At 66.2% G+C, this 14,203-nt stretch carries 18 protein-coding genes; all 18 read left to right on the forward strand.

Going from position 1 to position 14,203, the window contains the following annotated elements; all coding sequences use genetic code 11:
• The first annotated feature begins 8 nt into the window (after window positions 1–8).
• The 18 genes from AA309_RS20165 to AA309_RS20245 all read left to right on the forward strand — a co-directional run bounded on the left by AA309_RS20165 (window position 9) and on the right by AA309_RS20245 (window position 14,202).
• Window positions 9–230 carry a phage head-tail joining protein gene (locus tag AA309_RS20165; protein ID WP_047190815.1) on the forward strand — a complete coding sequence of 74 codons (222 nt, stop codon included), beginning with the start codon at window positions 9–11 and terminating at the stop codon, window positions 228–230.
• Window positions 230–1,771, forward strand: a complete 1,542-nt coding sequence (locus AA309_RS20170) for a phage portal protein (RefSeq protein ID WP_052954875.1) — start codon at window positions 230–232, stop codon at window positions 1,769–1,771. The genes AA309_RS20165 and AA309_RS20170 overlap by 1 nt, the downstream gene beginning before the upstream one ends.
• 1 nt (window position 1,772) lies before the next feature.
• Window positions 1,773–2,903: a head maturation protease, ClpP-related gene (locus tag AA309_RS20175; protein WP_052954876.1), complete on the forward strand. Its 1,131-nt coding sequence runs from the start codon at window positions 1,773–1,775 to the stop codon at window positions 2,901–2,903.
• A gap of 34 nt (window positions 2,904–2,937) precedes the next feature.
• Complete coding sequence (locus tag AA309_RS20180) at window positions 2,938–3,591, forward strand: head decoration protein (protein WP_047190816.1); 654 nt, start codon at window positions 2,938–2,940, stop codon at window positions 3,589–3,591.
• A gap of 112 nt (window positions 3,592–3,703) precedes the next feature.
• Window positions 3,704–4,699 carry a major capsid protein gene (locus AA309_RS20185; protein ID WP_047190817.1) on the forward strand — a complete coding sequence of 332 codons (996 nt, stop codon included), beginning with the start codon at window positions 3,704–3,706 and terminating at the stop codon, window positions 4,697–4,699.
• 77 nt (window positions 4,700–4,776) lie between these two features.
• Window positions 4,777–5,091 (forward strand): hypothetical protein, encoded by a 315-nt coding sequence (locus AA309_RS20190; RefSeq protein WP_047190818.1) that lies wholly within the window; start codon window positions 4,777–4,779, stop codon window positions 5,089–5,091.
• 4 nt (window positions 5,092–5,095) lie between these two features.
• Window positions 5,096–5,446, forward strand: coding sequence for a hypothetical protein (locus AA309_RS20195; protein WP_047190819.1), 351 nt, complete (start codon window positions 5,096–5,098; stop codon window positions 5,444–5,446).
• A gap of 3 nt (window positions 5,447–5,449) precedes the next feature.
• Window positions 5,450–5,926 carry a hypothetical protein gene (locus tag AA309_RS20200; protein ID WP_047190820.1) on the forward strand — a complete coding sequence of 159 codons (477 nt, stop codon included), beginning with the start codon at window positions 5,450–5,452 and terminating at the stop codon, window positions 5,924–5,926.
• Between the two features lie 97 nt (window positions 5,927–6,023).
• Window positions 6,024–6,407 (forward strand): hypothetical protein, encoded by a 384-nt coding sequence (locus tag AA309_RS20205; protein WP_047190821.1) that lies wholly within the window; start codon window positions 6,024–6,026, stop codon window positions 6,405–6,407.
• Between the two features lie 86 nt (window positions 6,408–6,493).
• Window positions 6,494–7,030, forward strand: coding sequence for a phage tail tube protein (locus tag AA309_RS20210; protein WP_047190822.1), 537 nt, complete (start codon window positions 6,494–6,496; stop codon window positions 7,028–7,030).
• 67 nt (window positions 7,031–7,097) lie between these two features.
• Window positions 7,098–7,526 carry a phage pre-tape measure protein gene (locus AA309_RS20215; protein WP_047190823.1) on the forward strand — a complete coding sequence of 143 codons (429 nt, stop codon included), beginning with the start codon at window positions 7,098–7,100 and terminating at the stop codon, window positions 7,524–7,526.
• Window positions 7,527–7,549: 23 nt separating this feature from the next.
• The gene (locus AA309_RS35365; protein ID WP_160310511.1) at window positions 7,550–7,711 is read left to right on the forward strand and encodes a hypothetical protein; all 162 of its coding nucleotides are present in this window, start codon (window positions 7,550–7,552) and stop codon (window positions 7,709–7,711) included.
• Complete coding sequence (locus tag AA309_RS32280; RefSeq protein WP_052954877.1) at window positions 7,708–8,382, forward strand: DUF6441 family protein; 675 nt, start codon at window positions 7,708–7,710, stop codon at window positions 8,380–8,382. The genes AA309_RS35365 and AA309_RS32280 overlap by 4 nt, the downstream gene beginning before the upstream one ends.
• A 3-nt stretch (window positions 8,383–8,385) precedes the next feature.
• The gene (locus AA309_RS20225; protein ID WP_047190824.1) at window positions 8,386–10,824 is read left to right on the forward strand and encodes a phage tail tape measure protein; all 2,439 of its coding nucleotides are present in this window, start codon (window positions 8,386–8,388) and stop codon (window positions 10,822–10,824) included.
• A gap of 54 nt (window positions 10,825–10,878) precedes the next feature.
• Window positions 10,879–11,307 (forward strand): hypothetical protein, encoded by a 429-nt coding sequence (locus tag AA309_RS20230; protein WP_047190825.1) that lies wholly within the window; start codon window positions 10,879–10,881, stop codon window positions 11,305–11,307.
• A complete protein-coding gene (locus AA309_RS20235) occupies window positions 11,307–12,962 on the forward strand; it encodes a hypothetical protein (protein ID WP_047190826.1) in 1,656 nt (551 codons plus the stop codon). Before AA309_RS20230 ends, AA309_RS20235 begins: the two co-directional genes overlap by 1 nt.
• Window positions 12,963–13,472, forward strand: a complete 510-nt coding sequence (locus tag AA309_RS20240; protein WP_047190827.1) for a hypothetical protein — start codon at window positions 12,963–12,965, stop codon at window positions 13,470–13,472.
• Entirely contained in the window at window positions 13,465–14,202 is a 738-nt protein-coding gene (locus AA309_RS20245) for a hypothetical protein (protein ID WP_047190828.1), read from the forward strand. Before AA309_RS20240 ends, AA309_RS20245 begins: the two co-directional genes overlap by 8 nt.
• The last annotated feature ends 1 nt before the right edge of the window (window position 14,203 follow it).

The raw sequence follows: 14,203 nt of genomic DNA on the forward strand, positions 1-14,203 counted from the left end.
GGGCCGCCATGGCCACACTCGCAGAGCTGGAGGCCCAGCTCGAGATGCTTCAGCGCGCCCGCGATACCGGCGTCCTGCAGATCCGCAAGGGCGAGGACTCCACGTTGTTCCGCTCCCTGAAGGAGATGGACGAGGCGATCCGCGGCCTGGAACTCCGCATCCGGAGGGCCAAGGGCGGCGCGGCCAAAACCTACCGCATGGTGCGGTTCAACGATCGGAGCGGCTACTAATGGCTGGGAATGTCCGTTTCCGGATCAAAGGCACGGCGGTCTATGTCGACCCTGTGGCCGCTGTCCCGGCCCATATCCGGGCCAACGATTCCTCGTATCTGACCGCTGGCTCCGGCCCGCGCTCGCGGGCCTGGCGCCCGCCGAACGTGGGGCCGAATGCGGCGCTCGATTATGCGGCCGACGCGCTGCGCTCGCAGTCGCGTGACCAGATCCGCAAGAACCCGCTCGCTGGCGCCATTGTCGAGCGCCTGGTGACGAACCTGATCGGCTCCGGCATCAAGCCGAAGTTCGAGAAGGAGGAGCATCAGAAGCTCTGGACCAAGTGGACGGATGAGGCGGTCGCTGACGGGCAGCTCGACTTCTACGGCTTCCAGGCCCAGCAGGCCGGCGGCATGATCGGTGGCGGCGAGGTGTTCGTCCGCCTGCGCGCCCGCCGGCCGCAGGACGGCCTCTCCGTCCCGCTGCAGCTCGAAGCCCTTGAGGCCGAGTTCTGTCCCATGGATAAGAACGAGGCCGAAACCGACAGCCGCGGCGAGATCCGGCAAGGGATCGAGTTCGACAAGAATGTGAAGTCGCGCCGCGTCGCCTACTGGCTGTATCCGCGCCACCCCAAGGACGGCAGTTTCTCCCTGTCTGTCAACGAGGCCGTGCGTGTGCCGGCGTCGGAGGTCCTGCACCTCTACGTGCCGAGCCGGCCGGGCCAGATCCGCGGCGAGCCGTGGCTGACCCGCGCTCTCGCCCGCGTGAAGGATCTCGAGTCCTACGACAGCGCGGAGCTGGTGCGCAAAAAGGTCGTCACCATGTTCGCCGGGTTCATTCGCCGGCAACTGCCTGAAGGCCTCACCCTCGAAGACCTGCAGGAGCTCTATGGTGATGCCGAGGACGCTGGCGGCGCGGCCCTGGCAGGGATTGAGCCCGGCTCCATGCAGGTGCTTCTGCCTGGTGAGGAGATCGAGTTCTCCAACCCGACCGAAGTCGGCGGCATGTACGAAGTCTACATGCGCCAGCAAATCCGGTTCGTCGCGACCGCCGTCGGGCTGCTCTATGAGCAGCTCTCGGGCGATTACTCGGATGTCAACGACCGCACTTGGCGCGCGGCCGTGACGGACTTCCGTCGCCGCATGGAGCAGCTGCAGCACCAGATTTTCGTGTTCCAGTTCTGCCGCCCGGTGGCGCGGCGCTGGGCCGAGCTGGCGCTGATCTCTGGGGCCGCGGCCGATATCGATCCGTCGGCGCCGGTCACGTGGACCCCGCCGCGGTGGCCGTACATCAACCCGCTGCAGGACGTGCAGACCCAGGAAAGGGAAGTCCAAGCGGGCTTCACTTCTCGGGCGCGCGTCGTCAGCGAGCGCGGCGAGGATGTGGAGCAGATCGACGCCGAGCAGGAGGCCGACAACAAGCGCGCCGACGCTGCAGGCCTCAAGCACACCTCGGATGGCCGCGCGCAGGCCAACAAGCAGATCGGGCACAACGGCGGCCCGCCTCTCGACGATCCCGGTAACGAACCGGCGCCTGGCAGCCGGCGCAAGAAGGAGAAGTAAGATGGCCGTGAAGGTCCAAGGTAACGAGATCATTCTTTCCGGCTTTGTCGGCGAGACCTTCTATCGCGATGGCTTCACCTCCGGTGACGTCATCAACGCCCTGGCGATGGTCGGTTCCGAGGCGGATATCCGTCTGCGCATCAACAGCGGCGGCGGCATCGCCACTGAGGGTGCCGCGATTTATGCCTCGGTGAAGGGGCACAAGGGCGAAGTTGTCGTGATCGTCGAGGGCATCGCCGCCAGCGCCGCGTCGCTGATTGCCATGGCCGGCGATGAGATCGAGATGGCGCCTGGCGCGGTCATGATGATCCACGATCCCGCCGGCTTCACCTTTGGCGATGCGGCTGCGCACCAGAAGACGATTGAAGCTCTCAACGCCCTCGGTGATGCCTATGCGGTGGTCTATGCCGAGCGTTCCGGCAAGACCAAGGACGAAGCCCGCCAGATCATGCGGGAGGAATCGTGGTTCGACGGACCGGCCGCTGTCGCCGCCGGCTTTGCCACCAAGGCAGCCACCGCCAGCAATGACAACAAGCCAGCCGAGGCCTCCGCCTTCGACTACCGGCTCTATGCCAAGGCGCCCGAGGCGCTTGTGGCACTCGCTCAGACCCGCGGCTGGAATGCCCGGGCCTCCATGGCGGTTCCTACCGCCTCCACCCCTCCCAAGGAGAGCACCATGTCGACGACGCCCACCCAGCCGACGCTGCAGAGCAACCCGCCGCAAAACCAGCCCAAGCCGGGCGCCCCGCAGACGGAAACGGCCGCTGATGCGGTTGCCCGCTCCACCGCCATTGTCGAGGCCTGTGTGGCCGCTGGCGTGGCGTCCATGGCATCCGGCCTGATCTCCAGCGGTAAGACCCTGGACGAAGCCAAGGCCGTCATTGCCGACGCCGGCGCGATCCGCGCGGCGGTCGACCAGGCCCGCAAGGTCAACCCCACCATTGAGGCCTCGCTGGCCGATAAGTTCATCAGCGAGGGCAAGAGTTCCGAGCAGGCACGCGCGGCCTTGCTGGATTTGATCGTGGCGAAGCAATCGCCCGAGGTGAAGCCGGGCGCGCCCGTCGACACCCAACCTGCAGCGGCGGCTTGGGACAAGCACGTCGAGAACATCAACGCCCGCAACGCTGCCTAATCGGCACCCGCGGCACTAACTGGAGTAGTCAGGAATGACGACGTTTACCTCTGGCCGCGCGGCGGCCGATTTCATTTTGAGCGAGGCCAATGGCCAGCGTTCGCGCGGTGTTGGCACCTTGCTCTCGGGCCAGATCGTGAAGGCCGGCATGGTGCTCGGCAAGATCACGCTTGGCGCTGCGACGACTGCCTTCGCCGGCACTGGCAACGGCACGATCACGATGGACGCAACCACCCCGGTCCTCTCGACCGCAAAGGTGGGCGCATACACGGCGACCTGCATCACTTCGGCAGCCAACGGCGGCACGTTCCGCGTTGAGGACCCGTCTGGCGCGTTCATCGGTGAGGTCGCGGTCGGAGCAACCTTCTCGGAGCAGATCAAGTTCGTTATCGCGGACGGCGCGACCGACTTCGTTGTGGGCGACAAGTTCACGATTACCGTCGCTGCGGGCTCCGGCAAGTACAAGGCCGTCACCGCTGCTGCCACCGATGGCTCGCAGAACGCAGCGGCGATCGCGATCTATGCCACCGACGCCACCGGCGCCGATACGCAGATCTCCGTCATCGAGCGCGCCGCCGAGGTCAACGGCAAGCTGCTGTCCTACGGCGCCGATATCGATACGGATGCTGAAAAGACCGCGGTCCACACGGCTCTCGCTGGTGCCGGCGTCGGCATCATCGTCCGCTAATTCCTGCCCTCTAACCGCGTGCAAAAAGGCCCGCCTGGTGCGGGCCTTTTGCGTTCCTGTCCTTCGTCCCGGCCCGCCTGAGTGCGGGCCTTTTTTATGAGGTCCTGCACACATGTTGGATATCTTCAAGAACGACGCCTTCAGCGTTGTCGCGCTCACCCTCGCGATCAATAAGCTGAAGCACAAGCCCGGCCAGGTCGGCTCGCTCGGCATCTTCAAGCCGTCGAGCACGCACCTTACCGCGATTTCCGTCGAGGAAAAGTCCGGCGTCCTCACGCTCGTCGCTCCCACCCCGCGTGGCGGCCCGGGTGTGACGGTCGGCAAGACCGACCGCAACCTGCGCTCGATCGCGGTGCCCCACTTTGAAATCAACGACGCCATCATGGCGGAGTCGGTGCAGGGTGTGCGTGCCTTCGGCTCCGAGACCGAACTCGAGACCGTCATGGGCAAGGTCGCCGAGCGGCTCGACATTCACGCGTCCTCCCACAATGTGACGACCGAGTATTCCCGGATCGGCGCATTGAAGGGCGTCGTGAAGTACGCCGGCGGTTCGGAGCTCAACCTCTTCAACCTGTTTGAGGTGACGGCGCCGACCGAGGTGGACTTCGATCTCGACAACGCCAACCCGGCCCCGGGTGCCCTTCGCAAGAAGTGCGCTGCGGTTGTCCGTCAGATCACCGAGGCCCTCGACGGCGTCGTGATCTCCGGTGTGCATGCCTACTGCTCGAAGGAATTCTTCGACGACTTGGTGGCCCACCCGGAGGTGCGTGACACCTACCTGGGCTGGGTGCAGGCCGAGGAGTTGCGTCATGGCTATGCCTATGGCGCGTTCCCCTTCGGCGGCATCATGTGGGAAGAGTACCGCGGCTCTGTCGGCGGCACCTCCTTTGTGGATGCCGACAAGGCGCACATCTTCCCGATCGCCGACATTTACCACACGGTTTATGCGCCGGCGGACTACCTCGAGACGGTCAACACACTCGGCAAGGCGATGTACGCGAAGCAGTACGAAATGCCGAACGGCAAGGGCGTGCATTTCGACACCCAGACCAACCAGGTCAACTTCTGCTCGCGCCCGAACGCGCTGATCCCGGCCCGCCGTACTTAAGGCGGGCCGTAGTTCCGCAGGGGCGGTTCGCCGTCCCTGCGGGCTCTTGCTGAGCATTCCCTTTCCGGAGTTTCCCCATGTCATGGATTCCGCGCTACGGCCGCCTGGTGCGGCGCGCTCCCGTTTCGGCTCCGGCCGACGAACCCACCGACGCGCTGCAGCAGCCGGCCGAAGATGCGACGCCTGGTGCGCCTGAGAACGAACCCGAGCAGCGCCCCGAGCCGGTGCCGATCCCCGAGGATTGGCGCGCTCTTCCCTGGAATGATCTGCGCGCACTCGCCGCCGGCTTCTCCGCTCAGGATGCGCCGGTGAGAAACAAGGCCGATGCGATCGCGCGCATTGAGGCCGAGCTGGCCACCCGCGCTGCGCACGCTAGCGCCGTCGAGGACTGATCCCATGGACTATGCCGCTTTGCTGCACGGCCCGGCCTACACGCTGTATGGCCGCCCGGCGACAATCACGCCCGTCAATGGCGCTCCGGTGCCGATCTCCGCGATCGACCGCACCTCCGGCGTGGAGCTGATGAGCGATTCTGAGGATCGGTTCTCCGGCGGGCTCGGCACCGTGCAGCCGGCGGCCCTGGTGCGCGTCGCGGATCTCGACGCCGCGGGCCTCACCCGCGCAGGCCTGAACCGCGCAGTGCTCGTTCTGAATGGCAAAACCTGGCGCATCGACAGCGCCATTCCGAAACCGACCACCAACGGCGAGGCAGACGGCGAGCTGCTCTTGCTGCTCAGCGGAGGCTAACAGATGGCGGACAAACGTGAACAGATCCTGGTGCGCCTGGTCGAGATTGCCGAAGCGATTCCCGGGATCAAAACGGTAGAGCGCAATCCGGGCCAACTCGACGAGACGGTCTTGCCGGCGATCGTCATTCTCGATGCCGACGAGACGGCTGACGACGCCGATCCTGGCGGTCCCCGCGGGCGGCCGCCGTTCGCCCCGCGCCGCGTCGGCATGACGCCTGAAATCTACCTGATGGCGCTGGCCCCCACGCCGGAGCCGGGCGAGTCCTCGAGCGCGAAGCTCGGGCCGCTCATCAACGGCATGCGCGCGCAGTTTGTGAAGGCGGTTCTGACCGATGCCTCCCTGCGCGAGATCGTCGGGACCAACGGCGATATTCGCTACGAGGGCTGCGCGACGGCGCTGGCCCGCGGCCGCTCGATGGAGGCCGAGATGGGCGTGTCGTTCACGTTCTCGTACATGCTCAAGCCGAGCGATCTCTGATCGCCTGGCGCATTCGATTCCTCGCGGCCACGGCGGCTTGAGCGAGGTGTTTCCGGCCCTGCCCCTGCGGCGGGGCTTTTCTTTGAAGGAGCCCCGCATGGCGACCCTGACGTTTGCTGCCCCCGTTGACGACGATCTGCCGTCTCAGCACACCGAGTTCGTGGCCACGTCCCCGACCGGCGACAAGTTCTCGATCCCGGTGGCCAGCCAGGACAAGGACGTTGTCCTGATCTTCAACAACGGCCACACGTCCCCCATCACCGTCGCCGTGGTCGCACAGCCGACGACCATGGCCCTGACCGGCAAGGGCTCAGGCACCTGGACGCGGCCCAACCGCGACATCGTGATCGCGAATGGCGAGACGCACTCGATGATCATCAGGGCGACCGAGCTCAAGGCGTTCATCGACGCCACGAACTTCCTGAACCTGTCCTACACCGGCGGCAACGCCGCGCTGACGGTGCTCGGCTTCCTGGTCTGATCGACCCGCTCTCTCACTCAGCGTGAGAACCCACCGGCCTCGTCCTTGCGGCGGGGCTTTTTTCTTGCTCGAAAGGAGCCCCTGAAATGGCTGATCCGCTTTTTTACTACATTGGCAAGGGCAAGCTCAGCTGGACCCCCACCGGCGGCGTGAAGCGCGACCTGGGTAACGTGCCGGAACTGGAGTTCACTCCTGAATTGGAGACGCTTCCTCACTATAGCAGCCGCACCGGATCGCGGACCAAGGACCGAGAGGTCGTCGTGGCTAAGGGCGGCACGATCCGGATCGTGATGGAGGAATTCACCGCGGCGAACATCGCCATGATGGTCATGGGCACCGTCTCGGCGGATACCCTCTCGGGCGGCGATGCCATTGATGTGTTCGCCGTGACTGAAATCACCGGCCAGATCGACTTCGAGTCCACCAACGACGTCGGCCCGAAGATTGATATGACGCTCTACAACGTCTCGTTTAAGCCGGGCGCCTCGCTGTCTCTGATCTCGGAAGAGTGGGGCGGCATGGAGCTGTCGGGCGAGACGCTGGTCGCTCCCGACAGCCACCCCACCGCCCCCGGCAAGGTCGGCAAGATGATTGTCGTCAAGCCGGAGGGCGCGATCGAATAACCCTCTCATTGCGGCGTGCCGTATCTGCGGCGCGCCGTTTCTGTTTTTCGAGACCAGGACCAGAACCATGTCAGGATTGCTTGCTATCGCCCCCGTCAACGAGACCGTGACTGTGCAGGGCGTCAAAATTCACGTTTACGGTGTGAGCCTCGAAGGCGCCGCCGATCTGCTCAATCGCTTCCCCGAGCTGCGCGCCCTCTTCACCGGCCGCGATGTGCCAGTGGCCGACCTGGCCGCCAAGGCCCCCGCAGCGGTGGCGGCGATCATTGCCGCGGGCATCGGCTACCCGGGCGATGAGGAGCAGGAGCATGCGGCCCGGCGCCTGCCGCTCGAGGCGCAGCTCGATCTGCTCGCCCCCATTCTGAAGCTCACACTCCCAAACGGAGTCAGCGCCTTCGCGGAAAAGCTGAAGGCGCTCATGGGCTCAGTAACGGTCACCGACGGATCAGCCGCTTCGGCGCCGGCCACGAACTCGCGGAAGCGGCCGAGGCGCTGATCGCCAGCGGGCACCCGCCGGCCGTGGTGTGGAAGTACACGCCTCGGCAGCTCGCGGGCTTCCTCTGGTACGCCGGCCGCCGCATTCAGCGCGAGCGCGCAGCTCTCCTGGCGCTTCAGGCCAGTGCCGCGCGCGGCAAGCCCGAGGACGTTAAAAAGCAGATCAAGGAGTTGAGCAAGGAATGAGCCGTCGCCCCGTTCGCCCATCGATCGTGTATGGGGTCGGCGAATTCCGCGACTCCATGCGCTCGCGCGCCGTGCCGGTCGCCCAGGCCGCCACGACCGCGATCCGCAGTGCTGCTGCGCAGATCAAGGCCGAGGCCCGGGCCAATATCGCGGCCGCGGGCTTCGGCTCCAAATGGCAGAATGCCCTGCGGGTGGATGTCTATCCGAAGGGCCGCTCCTACTCGATCAATGCGGCGGCGTTCGTCTATCACAAAATTCCGTATGCCGGCGTGTTTGAGAAGGGCGCCACGATCCGCGGCAAGCCTCGGATGTGGGTGCCTCTTCCCAATGCCCCCAAGCGTGTTGCGGGCAAGCGCACCACGCCGGCAGCTCTCAAAGCCGCCGGTGTCAAACTGTTCGTGTTCAAAGGCCCGAGCAATCGCCCGATCATCGCCGCCAGCATGAGTGTGGCCGGGCGCAAGTTCGGCCCGACCAAGAAGGTCGGCTTCACACTGTCGCAACTCAAGAACGGGCGCGCCGGCGGCGGCAAGAACCGGCGCACCACGGCCGTGCCTCTCTTCGTCGGGATGCTCGCCGTCACCGTCAAGAAACGTCTCAGCATTTACGCCATTGTCGAGCGCGCCGCTGGCCAGCTCGCAAGGCACTACTACAACGCCTTCTCTGGGGAGTAAGCCATGGCGCGCGGCCGCGATACGATTAAAACCAGGATCGCGCTCGACGGCGGCAAGGAGTTCCAGGCCGAACTCGAGGCGCTCGGCGCCACCGGCGAGAAGGTGTGGCGCCAGCTGCAGCAGGAAGCCGAAAAGTTCAAGGGACCGGATGAGTCCGTGACCCGCCGCCTGCGCGATATCGCCAAGGAATGCGAAAAGGTCGGTGCCGCCTTCCGCAGCATGGGCGACAAGATCCGGGGCGTCGGGCAGACCATGTCGGCCGCGCTCACCCTGCCGGTTGCCGGCGCGGGTGCGGGGATCCTGAAGGTCGCGGCGAATTTCGAGTCCGCCATGACCGAGCTGAAGGTGTCGACCGGCGCGGCGGGCGATGAGTTCGAGCGGCTGCGCGACAAGGCGCGCGAGATCGGCAAGAGCACGATCTTCGGCCCGACCCAGGCCGCGCAGGCGATGAACGAACTCGCCAAGACCGGCACCAGCACCGCCGATATTCTTGACGGCGCGGCGGATGCCACGGTGCGCCTGGCGACCGCCAATGGCTCCGAGCTGGCTCCGGCGGCGAAGCTGGTTTCTGACGCCCTCAACCAGTTCAACCTGAAGGCCAAGGACACCGACAAGGTCGTTCAGCTCGTTAGCGGCGCGGTCAATCAGTCCAAGCTCGATTTCGAGGACTACCAGAACGCCATCGGGCAGTCCGGCGCGGTTGCCGGTGCACTCGGCCTGTCGTTCGAGGATCTGAATATCGCGCTGGCCGGCACCAGCTCGAGCTTCTCCTCGGGCGCGGATGCCGGCACGTCGTTTAAGACCTTCCTGCAGCGCCTGAAGCCATCGACCGATGAAACGATCGAGATGGCGAAGGAGATGGGCCTCAACTTCTACACGCTCAGCGGCCGGATGAAGCCGCTGTCATCGATCGCGGATGAGCTGCGCAACAAGTTCAGCCGCATGTCCGACGAGGACCGCAACGCGAAGATGACCAAGTTCTTCGGCTCGGATGCGATCCGCACCGCCTTGGCCCTGATGGACCTCGGCTCCGAGGGCGTGTTCAAGCTGCAGAAGGCCATTCGTGGGTTCGATACGATCGGCGCCGCCAACGCCCGCATGGACGGCTTCAACGGCCAGCTCGAGCAGCTCAAGGGCGCCTTCGAAGAACTCGCGATTGCAATCGGCGACAGCGGCCTGCTGAAATTTGCGACCGACTTCGTGCGCGCCATTGCGGAGATCGTCGACGAGCTGGCGAAGGCCAATCCTGAGATGCTCAAGTGGGCTACGGTCATCGCTGGCGTCGTCGCGGCGCTAGGCCCTGTTGTGGCCAGCATCGGCCTGATGGTGATCGGGTTCGGCGCTCTGGTGACGGCCGGCGGCGCGGCGATGACGGCCATTGCCTCGATCGGCACGGTCCTTGGCACCGTCGGTACCGCCATTGCGGCGGTCGTCACTGGGATCGTCAGCTTCCCGGCGCTCGTCGTCGCGGCCTTCGTGGCTGGATTTGCCGCGGTCTATCTCTTCTGGGATGACATCAAGGCGGCGGCCTCGGCGGCGTGGGAGTTCATCGTCGGGCTGTTCAGTGCGGAGACCCTCGCATCGGCCTGGAGCGCGGTGGAAAAGGGCGCGAAGGCGGTCTGGGACGCGGTTGTCTCGATCTTCGAGACCAGCCGCGACACCGTCGTGTCGGTGTTCGATAGCCTAGTCGACGGCATCAGTGCCGGCTGGGAGAAGCTGGTTGAGTTTGCCAAAGGCATCGTGGCCAGCATCATCGAGCCGTTCAAGAATGCGGGCGATCGGATTGCGGAGGTGTTCTCCGGCATCACCGACTCGATCCGCAGCGCGCTTGATGACGCGGTGGACTTCGTCAGGAGCGCCGCCGATCGCATGATCGACTCCCTGAAGGCGGTTTGGGATGCGATCCGCGGCGTGCGGTCGGCGGCGAGCTCGGCCGGCAGCAGCAGCGGGGGCGGCGGCGCCCCGGGCTTCGCCGGCGGTGGCCATGTGCGCGGGCCTGGTACCGGCACGTCGGACTCGATCCTGTCCTGGCTCAGTGATGGCGAGTTCGTCATCAAGGCCGCGGCCGTGCGCAAGTACGGGACCGCGCTGCTCTCGATGATCAACGGCCTGCGGCTTCCCAAGGGCGCCCTCCCGGGCTTTGCGTCGGGGGGAATGGTCCGCATCCCGAGCCTCAAGCTCGGCCTGCCGGCTTTTGCCTCTGGCGGCCTTGTAGACGGGCTTGGAGCGGCTTTGGCGGGATTGATGCCGTCCATGGGCTCCATACCCGCCCTGGCCGCTCCGGCGGGCTCCGGCGGGCCTGCCCTGCAGCCGATCAACCTCTCGATCGGCGGCCGCGAGTTCGGCACCGTGCTGGCGCCGGCGGATGTGGCGAGCGGCCTGGTGCAGTTCGCCCAAGGGCAGCAGATCCGCAGCACCGGCAAGAAGCCGGGCTGGTTCTAACCTGGCGGGGCGCTTCGGTGCCCCGCTTCCCTTTCAGCCCTCGGAGGCGCGCCTATGGCGAATGAAACCGTGCTTTCCCTCTCGGGCATGGGCGTGGCGCCGTATTCGGCGCGCGGCCTGACCCAGACGCTGACGCCGATTGGCCAGGCCACCAGTGTGCGGCGGACCATCAACGGCGGCCTGGTCGATCTCTCGCTGGCGGCGTTCCGCAAGTATCGCAGCACGATCAGCGGCGGCGATCAGAGAGCGCCGTCGGTCGACGGTGTCTGGCCGGGCCAGATCGTCACCGTCGATTGCATCTCCGAACTCGCCTATCCCGTCGGCGGCACCCCGCAGCGCACCGTTGTGGCGGGCTCAAGCCATGAGGATGGCGGCTTCGTCTACTACCGCCCGCGCCTGCAGATGATGGTGGTCGGGTTTACGGCCACCCAGGACGAATGGGGCGCGACCGTGAAGTGGCAGCTCGAGCTTGAGGAAGTCTGATGGCCTTCGTGTTCACCTGGACCGGGACCACGCTCGACGAGGAGGTCTTTTCCTTCGATCTGCAGCAAACCGAGGGCGAGTTCGCCACGCTGCAGATCGAGATCCGCAATCCGCGCGCGCCCTTGCTGGCGCCTAGCGCTCCGCTCTGGGGGGCGCTGTCGAAGGATGGCACCGTGCTGTTCCACGGCCGGCTGCTCGCCCTTCCCGACAGCCTGGCGCAGGATGTGGTGAGCCTGTCGTTCGTGGCGCGCCCGGATGACTACGACGCCAGCAAGCGCACCCTGGCCGACAGCCTCAAGGTGGCGCCGTTCTACGATCCGGTCTGGTACGGCGGGGATCGGCGCGAGGATCCTGATGTGGTGCTCGAGGCGCGGCCCGCGCTCTGGCATGTCGATCGCGTGACCCATGCGGTGACGGTGTCCGATATCAACGTCGGCGAGGCCGGCTTGGTGGTGTTCGGTGGCGGCTCCGTTCTGGCGGATTCCGTCAGCCTGAAATTCGGCGCCAAGCCTGCCCGCCGTGTCGTCTGCACCGCGACCGTGCAATGGCAGGAAAGTGCCGCCGGCATCATCGATCTGTCGGGCCGTCTCGGCCGGATCGAGAGCTATACCGGGCAGGGCCTGATCGAGGATTGGCCGAAGGCCGGCACCCGGATCGGGGGCGGCTGGAGCGTCCATGCTGCCTCCGCCACCCGTATCGACGGCGCCGGCGCGGAGTCGAAGGTGCTCGCGATCAAAACCGCCGACGGCAGTCACTATGGCCTGCCGCTCTGGACCGTGCAGCCCACCTTCAAGGCGGGCTATGCGGTCGAACGCAGCCGCGAGGAGACCGTCAGCTTCGAGGTGGTGGCAGATGTGCAGCCGATCGCCAGCGATGGCGAGGAGGATCTGCTGCAGGTGGCGTTGACCTCGGCGGAGATCGATCAGCCGATCGACGCCGGTGGGCTCATGCCGATCGGCGATCTGCGGCGCAAGAGCTACTTCACCACGGATCGCGGGCGCCTGTCGCTCGAGCACCTGGTGCTGTTGTGCCGGGCGCGGCTGCTGGCGCGGGCGCGGGCCGTCACGGTGTCCTGGCAGACCTCGTTCGATCAGGCGGCCGCGCTCACCCTGCGCCACAATGCGCAGATCGTTGACGATCGCCTGCCGGGCGGCCAGGCGACCGGCAAGGTCACCGGCCTGCGCCTGACCGTGAACGGCGACAGCGGCGAGGCGGTCGGCGAGGTGACGATCGCCTGCAGCATCGGCCGCGGCGGCTCGATCGTGCCGGTCACCGGTCCCGAGACCTATGCCGACGGCTATGCGTCTGGCTATGCCGAGGCCGAGGGGTCGTTTGCGATCACCGGCGGGGCGAGCGATCTGACCTGGAGCTGGGGCACCTACACGCTCCACGACGACGGCATTGATCTGATGGCGATCAGTGCCGCCAATTGTGTGCAGTCGCTTGTGATCCAGAACGCGGCCGCCGCGCAGCGGACGCAGCTGCTCGCCCAGACGCTGGAAGATCTGCAGGGCGCGCTTGGGGTTCTCAACGAGAACTATACCGAGGTCGCCCTGGCGCTGCGGCCGCTCACCGGCGGGCCGTTCGCCACCACCATTCCGGTCGAGACATCGCTCCTGGCGGTGCCTCGCACGATCAACCTTGAGGCGGCGTAAATGGCGAGCGGCTACTTTGGAAGGGATATCCCATCCTCCTCCTCCGGGCTTGTCTCCATTGGCAAGGCGGGGGGCGGGACGAGCGGCGCGGGTGCGGCATCGCTCGAGCAGGCGGTGCGGCCCTTCGTGGTCATCGACTCGGCGCCGCGCGCGGAGCGGCCGAAACGGCCCGCCCTGCCGGGCGAGGATACCGAGGCGTTCCTTGCCTGGGGTCAAGCCTCCACTTGGGTGCAGGCCGCGCCCACCGACCCGATCGCCGTGGATCCCGATCGGGTGACGGTCGGCGGCATCTCCACCACCGACAGCGCGATTAAGGGCCTCGAGCTGGTCGATCCTCCCGACGAGGACCTCACCCAGATCTGGGAAGAGGAAAGCCGCGAGGTCGAAGAGGTGCGCGTCGAGAACCCTGACGACAAGGGCCAGTACGTCGTGACCAAGCGGGTTGTGGCGATCAAGTTTCGCAGTGCCGTGGGCTTCCGCTTCATGGAGCTGCGGTTCAAGAATGGGTGAGGCGATGCCAGGCAGCTATGATGATCCGTTCCGCCAGGATTGGATGGGCGATTTCAAGGAGGTCGGCTGGGGCGGCGCCGGCTGGCTGCTCATCCGCTTTGTCTGGATCGATTGGGGCGCGGTCCTGGCGTCGGGCTATGACGGATTCCAGTTCGACAGCCGCACCCTCTGTCATGAAGCCGGCGGCCGCATCGGTACCAGCCTGGCGAACGAGAACGAGTTCGCCATGCGGGTGTCCGATAATCCCACCGGCTTCAGCGGCGGGTACTACGAGCGCGGCCTGGCGCCGGATAACTACCTGACCGGCTTTACCGACGAGGCCTGCCTGGTGGACCTGAGCGCGGCCCGCCAGCTGCTCACCGGCGCGGCCGATCTCGGCTTCACCTGTGGCGGCTATTGGCAGCAATGGGGCGCCCAGCCGCCGGACCCCGAAAACCCCGAGGGCTTCATTCCCGGATCCTCCAACGTCACCGTCCAGTACCGGGTCTATACCCGCCGCGCGATTTCCTGGTCTGACGGCAATCCCGCATCCCGCAGCCTGCAGTTCACCGAGGCGCCCTTGGTCGCCTACACCTTCGCGCAGCAACCCTGCAGCCTGCAAACGCCCTGGGGCACCCCGGAGTCGACCAATTTCGACCAGACCCCGGGGCAGGACCTCGTCACCTTCCGCGCCGACATCCGAACCGGCGAGCTGCTTTTCTCCTCGGTGCCGGCCACGCCCGACCCCTAAC

Source organism: Microvirga vignae (assembly GCF_001017175.1).
Classification (GTDB): domain Bacteria; phylum Pseudomonadota; class Alphaproteobacteria; order Rhizobiales; family Beijerinckiaceae; genus Microvirga; species Microvirga vignae.

Excerpts from the sequence above, each read along its gene's own strand:
- AA309_RS20205 (WP_047190821.1), top strand. The coding sequence starts at position 6,024 with ATGGCGACCCTGACGTTTGCTGCCCCCGTTGACGACGATCTGCCGTCT.
- AA309_RS20225 (WP_047190824.1), top strand. The coding sequence starts at position 8,386 with ATGGCGCGCGGCCGCGATACGATTAAAACCAGGATCGCGCTCGACGGC.
- AA309_RS20240 (WP_047190827.1), top strand. The coding sequence starts at position 12,963 with ATGGCGAGCGGCTACTTTGGAAGGGATATCCCATCCTCCTCCTCCGGG.
- AA309_RS20200 (WP_047190820.1), top strand. The coding sequence starts at position 5,450 with ATGGCGGACAAACGTGAACAGATCCTGGTGCGCCTGGTCGAGATTGCC.
- AA309_RS20175 (WP_052954876.1), top strand. The coding sequence starts at position 1,773 with ATGGCCGTGAAGGTCCAAGGTAACGAGATCATTCTTTCCGGCTTTGTC.
- AA309_RS20170 (WP_052954875.1), top strand. The coding sequence starts at position 230 with ATGGCTGGGAATGTCCGTTTCCGGATCAAAGGCACGGCGGTCTATGTC.
- AA309_RS20185 (WP_047190817.1), top strand. The coding sequence starts at position 3,704 with ATGTTGGATATCTTCAAGAACGACGCCTTCAGCGTTGTCGCGCTCACC.
- AA309_RS20215 (WP_047190823.1), top strand. The coding sequence starts at position 7,098 with ATGTCAGGATTGCTTGCTATCGCCCCCGTCAACGAGACCGTGACTGTG.
- AA309_RS32280 (WP_052954877.1), top strand. The coding sequence starts at position 7,708 with ATGAGCCGTCGCCCCGTTCGCCCATCGATCGTGTATGGGGTCGGCGAA.
- AA309_RS20195 (WP_047190819.1), top strand. The coding sequence starts at position 5,096 with ATGGACTATGCCGCTTTGCTGCACGGCCCGGCCTACACGCTGTATGGC.
- AA309_RS20180 (WP_047190816.1), top strand. The coding sequence starts at position 2,938 with ATGACGACGTTTACCTCTGGCCGCGCGGCGGCCGATTTCATTTTGAGC.
- AA309_RS20210 (WP_047190822.1), top strand. The coding sequence starts at position 6,494 with ATGGCTGATCCGCTTTTTTACTACATTGGCAAGGGCAAGCTCAGCTGG.
- AA309_RS20230 (WP_047190825.1), top strand. The coding sequence starts at position 10,879 with ATGGCGAATGAAACCGTGCTTTCCCTCTCGGGCATGGGCGTGGCGCCG.
- AA309_RS20245 (WP_047190828.1), top strand. The coding sequence starts at position 13,465 with ATGGGTGAGGCGATGCCAGGCAGCTATGATGATCCGTTCCGCCAGGAT.
- AA309_RS20190 (WP_047190818.1), top strand. The coding sequence starts at position 4,777 with ATGTCATGGATTCCGCGCTACGGCCGCCTGGTGCGGCGCGCTCCCGTT.
- AA309_RS20165 (WP_047190815.1), top strand. The coding sequence starts at position 9 with ATGGCCACACTCGCAGAGCTGGAGGCCCAGCTCGAGATGCTTCAGCGC.
- AA309_RS20235 (WP_047190826.1), top strand. The coding sequence starts at position 11,307 with ATGGCCTTCGTGTTCACCTGGACCGGGACCACGCTCGACGAGGAGGTC.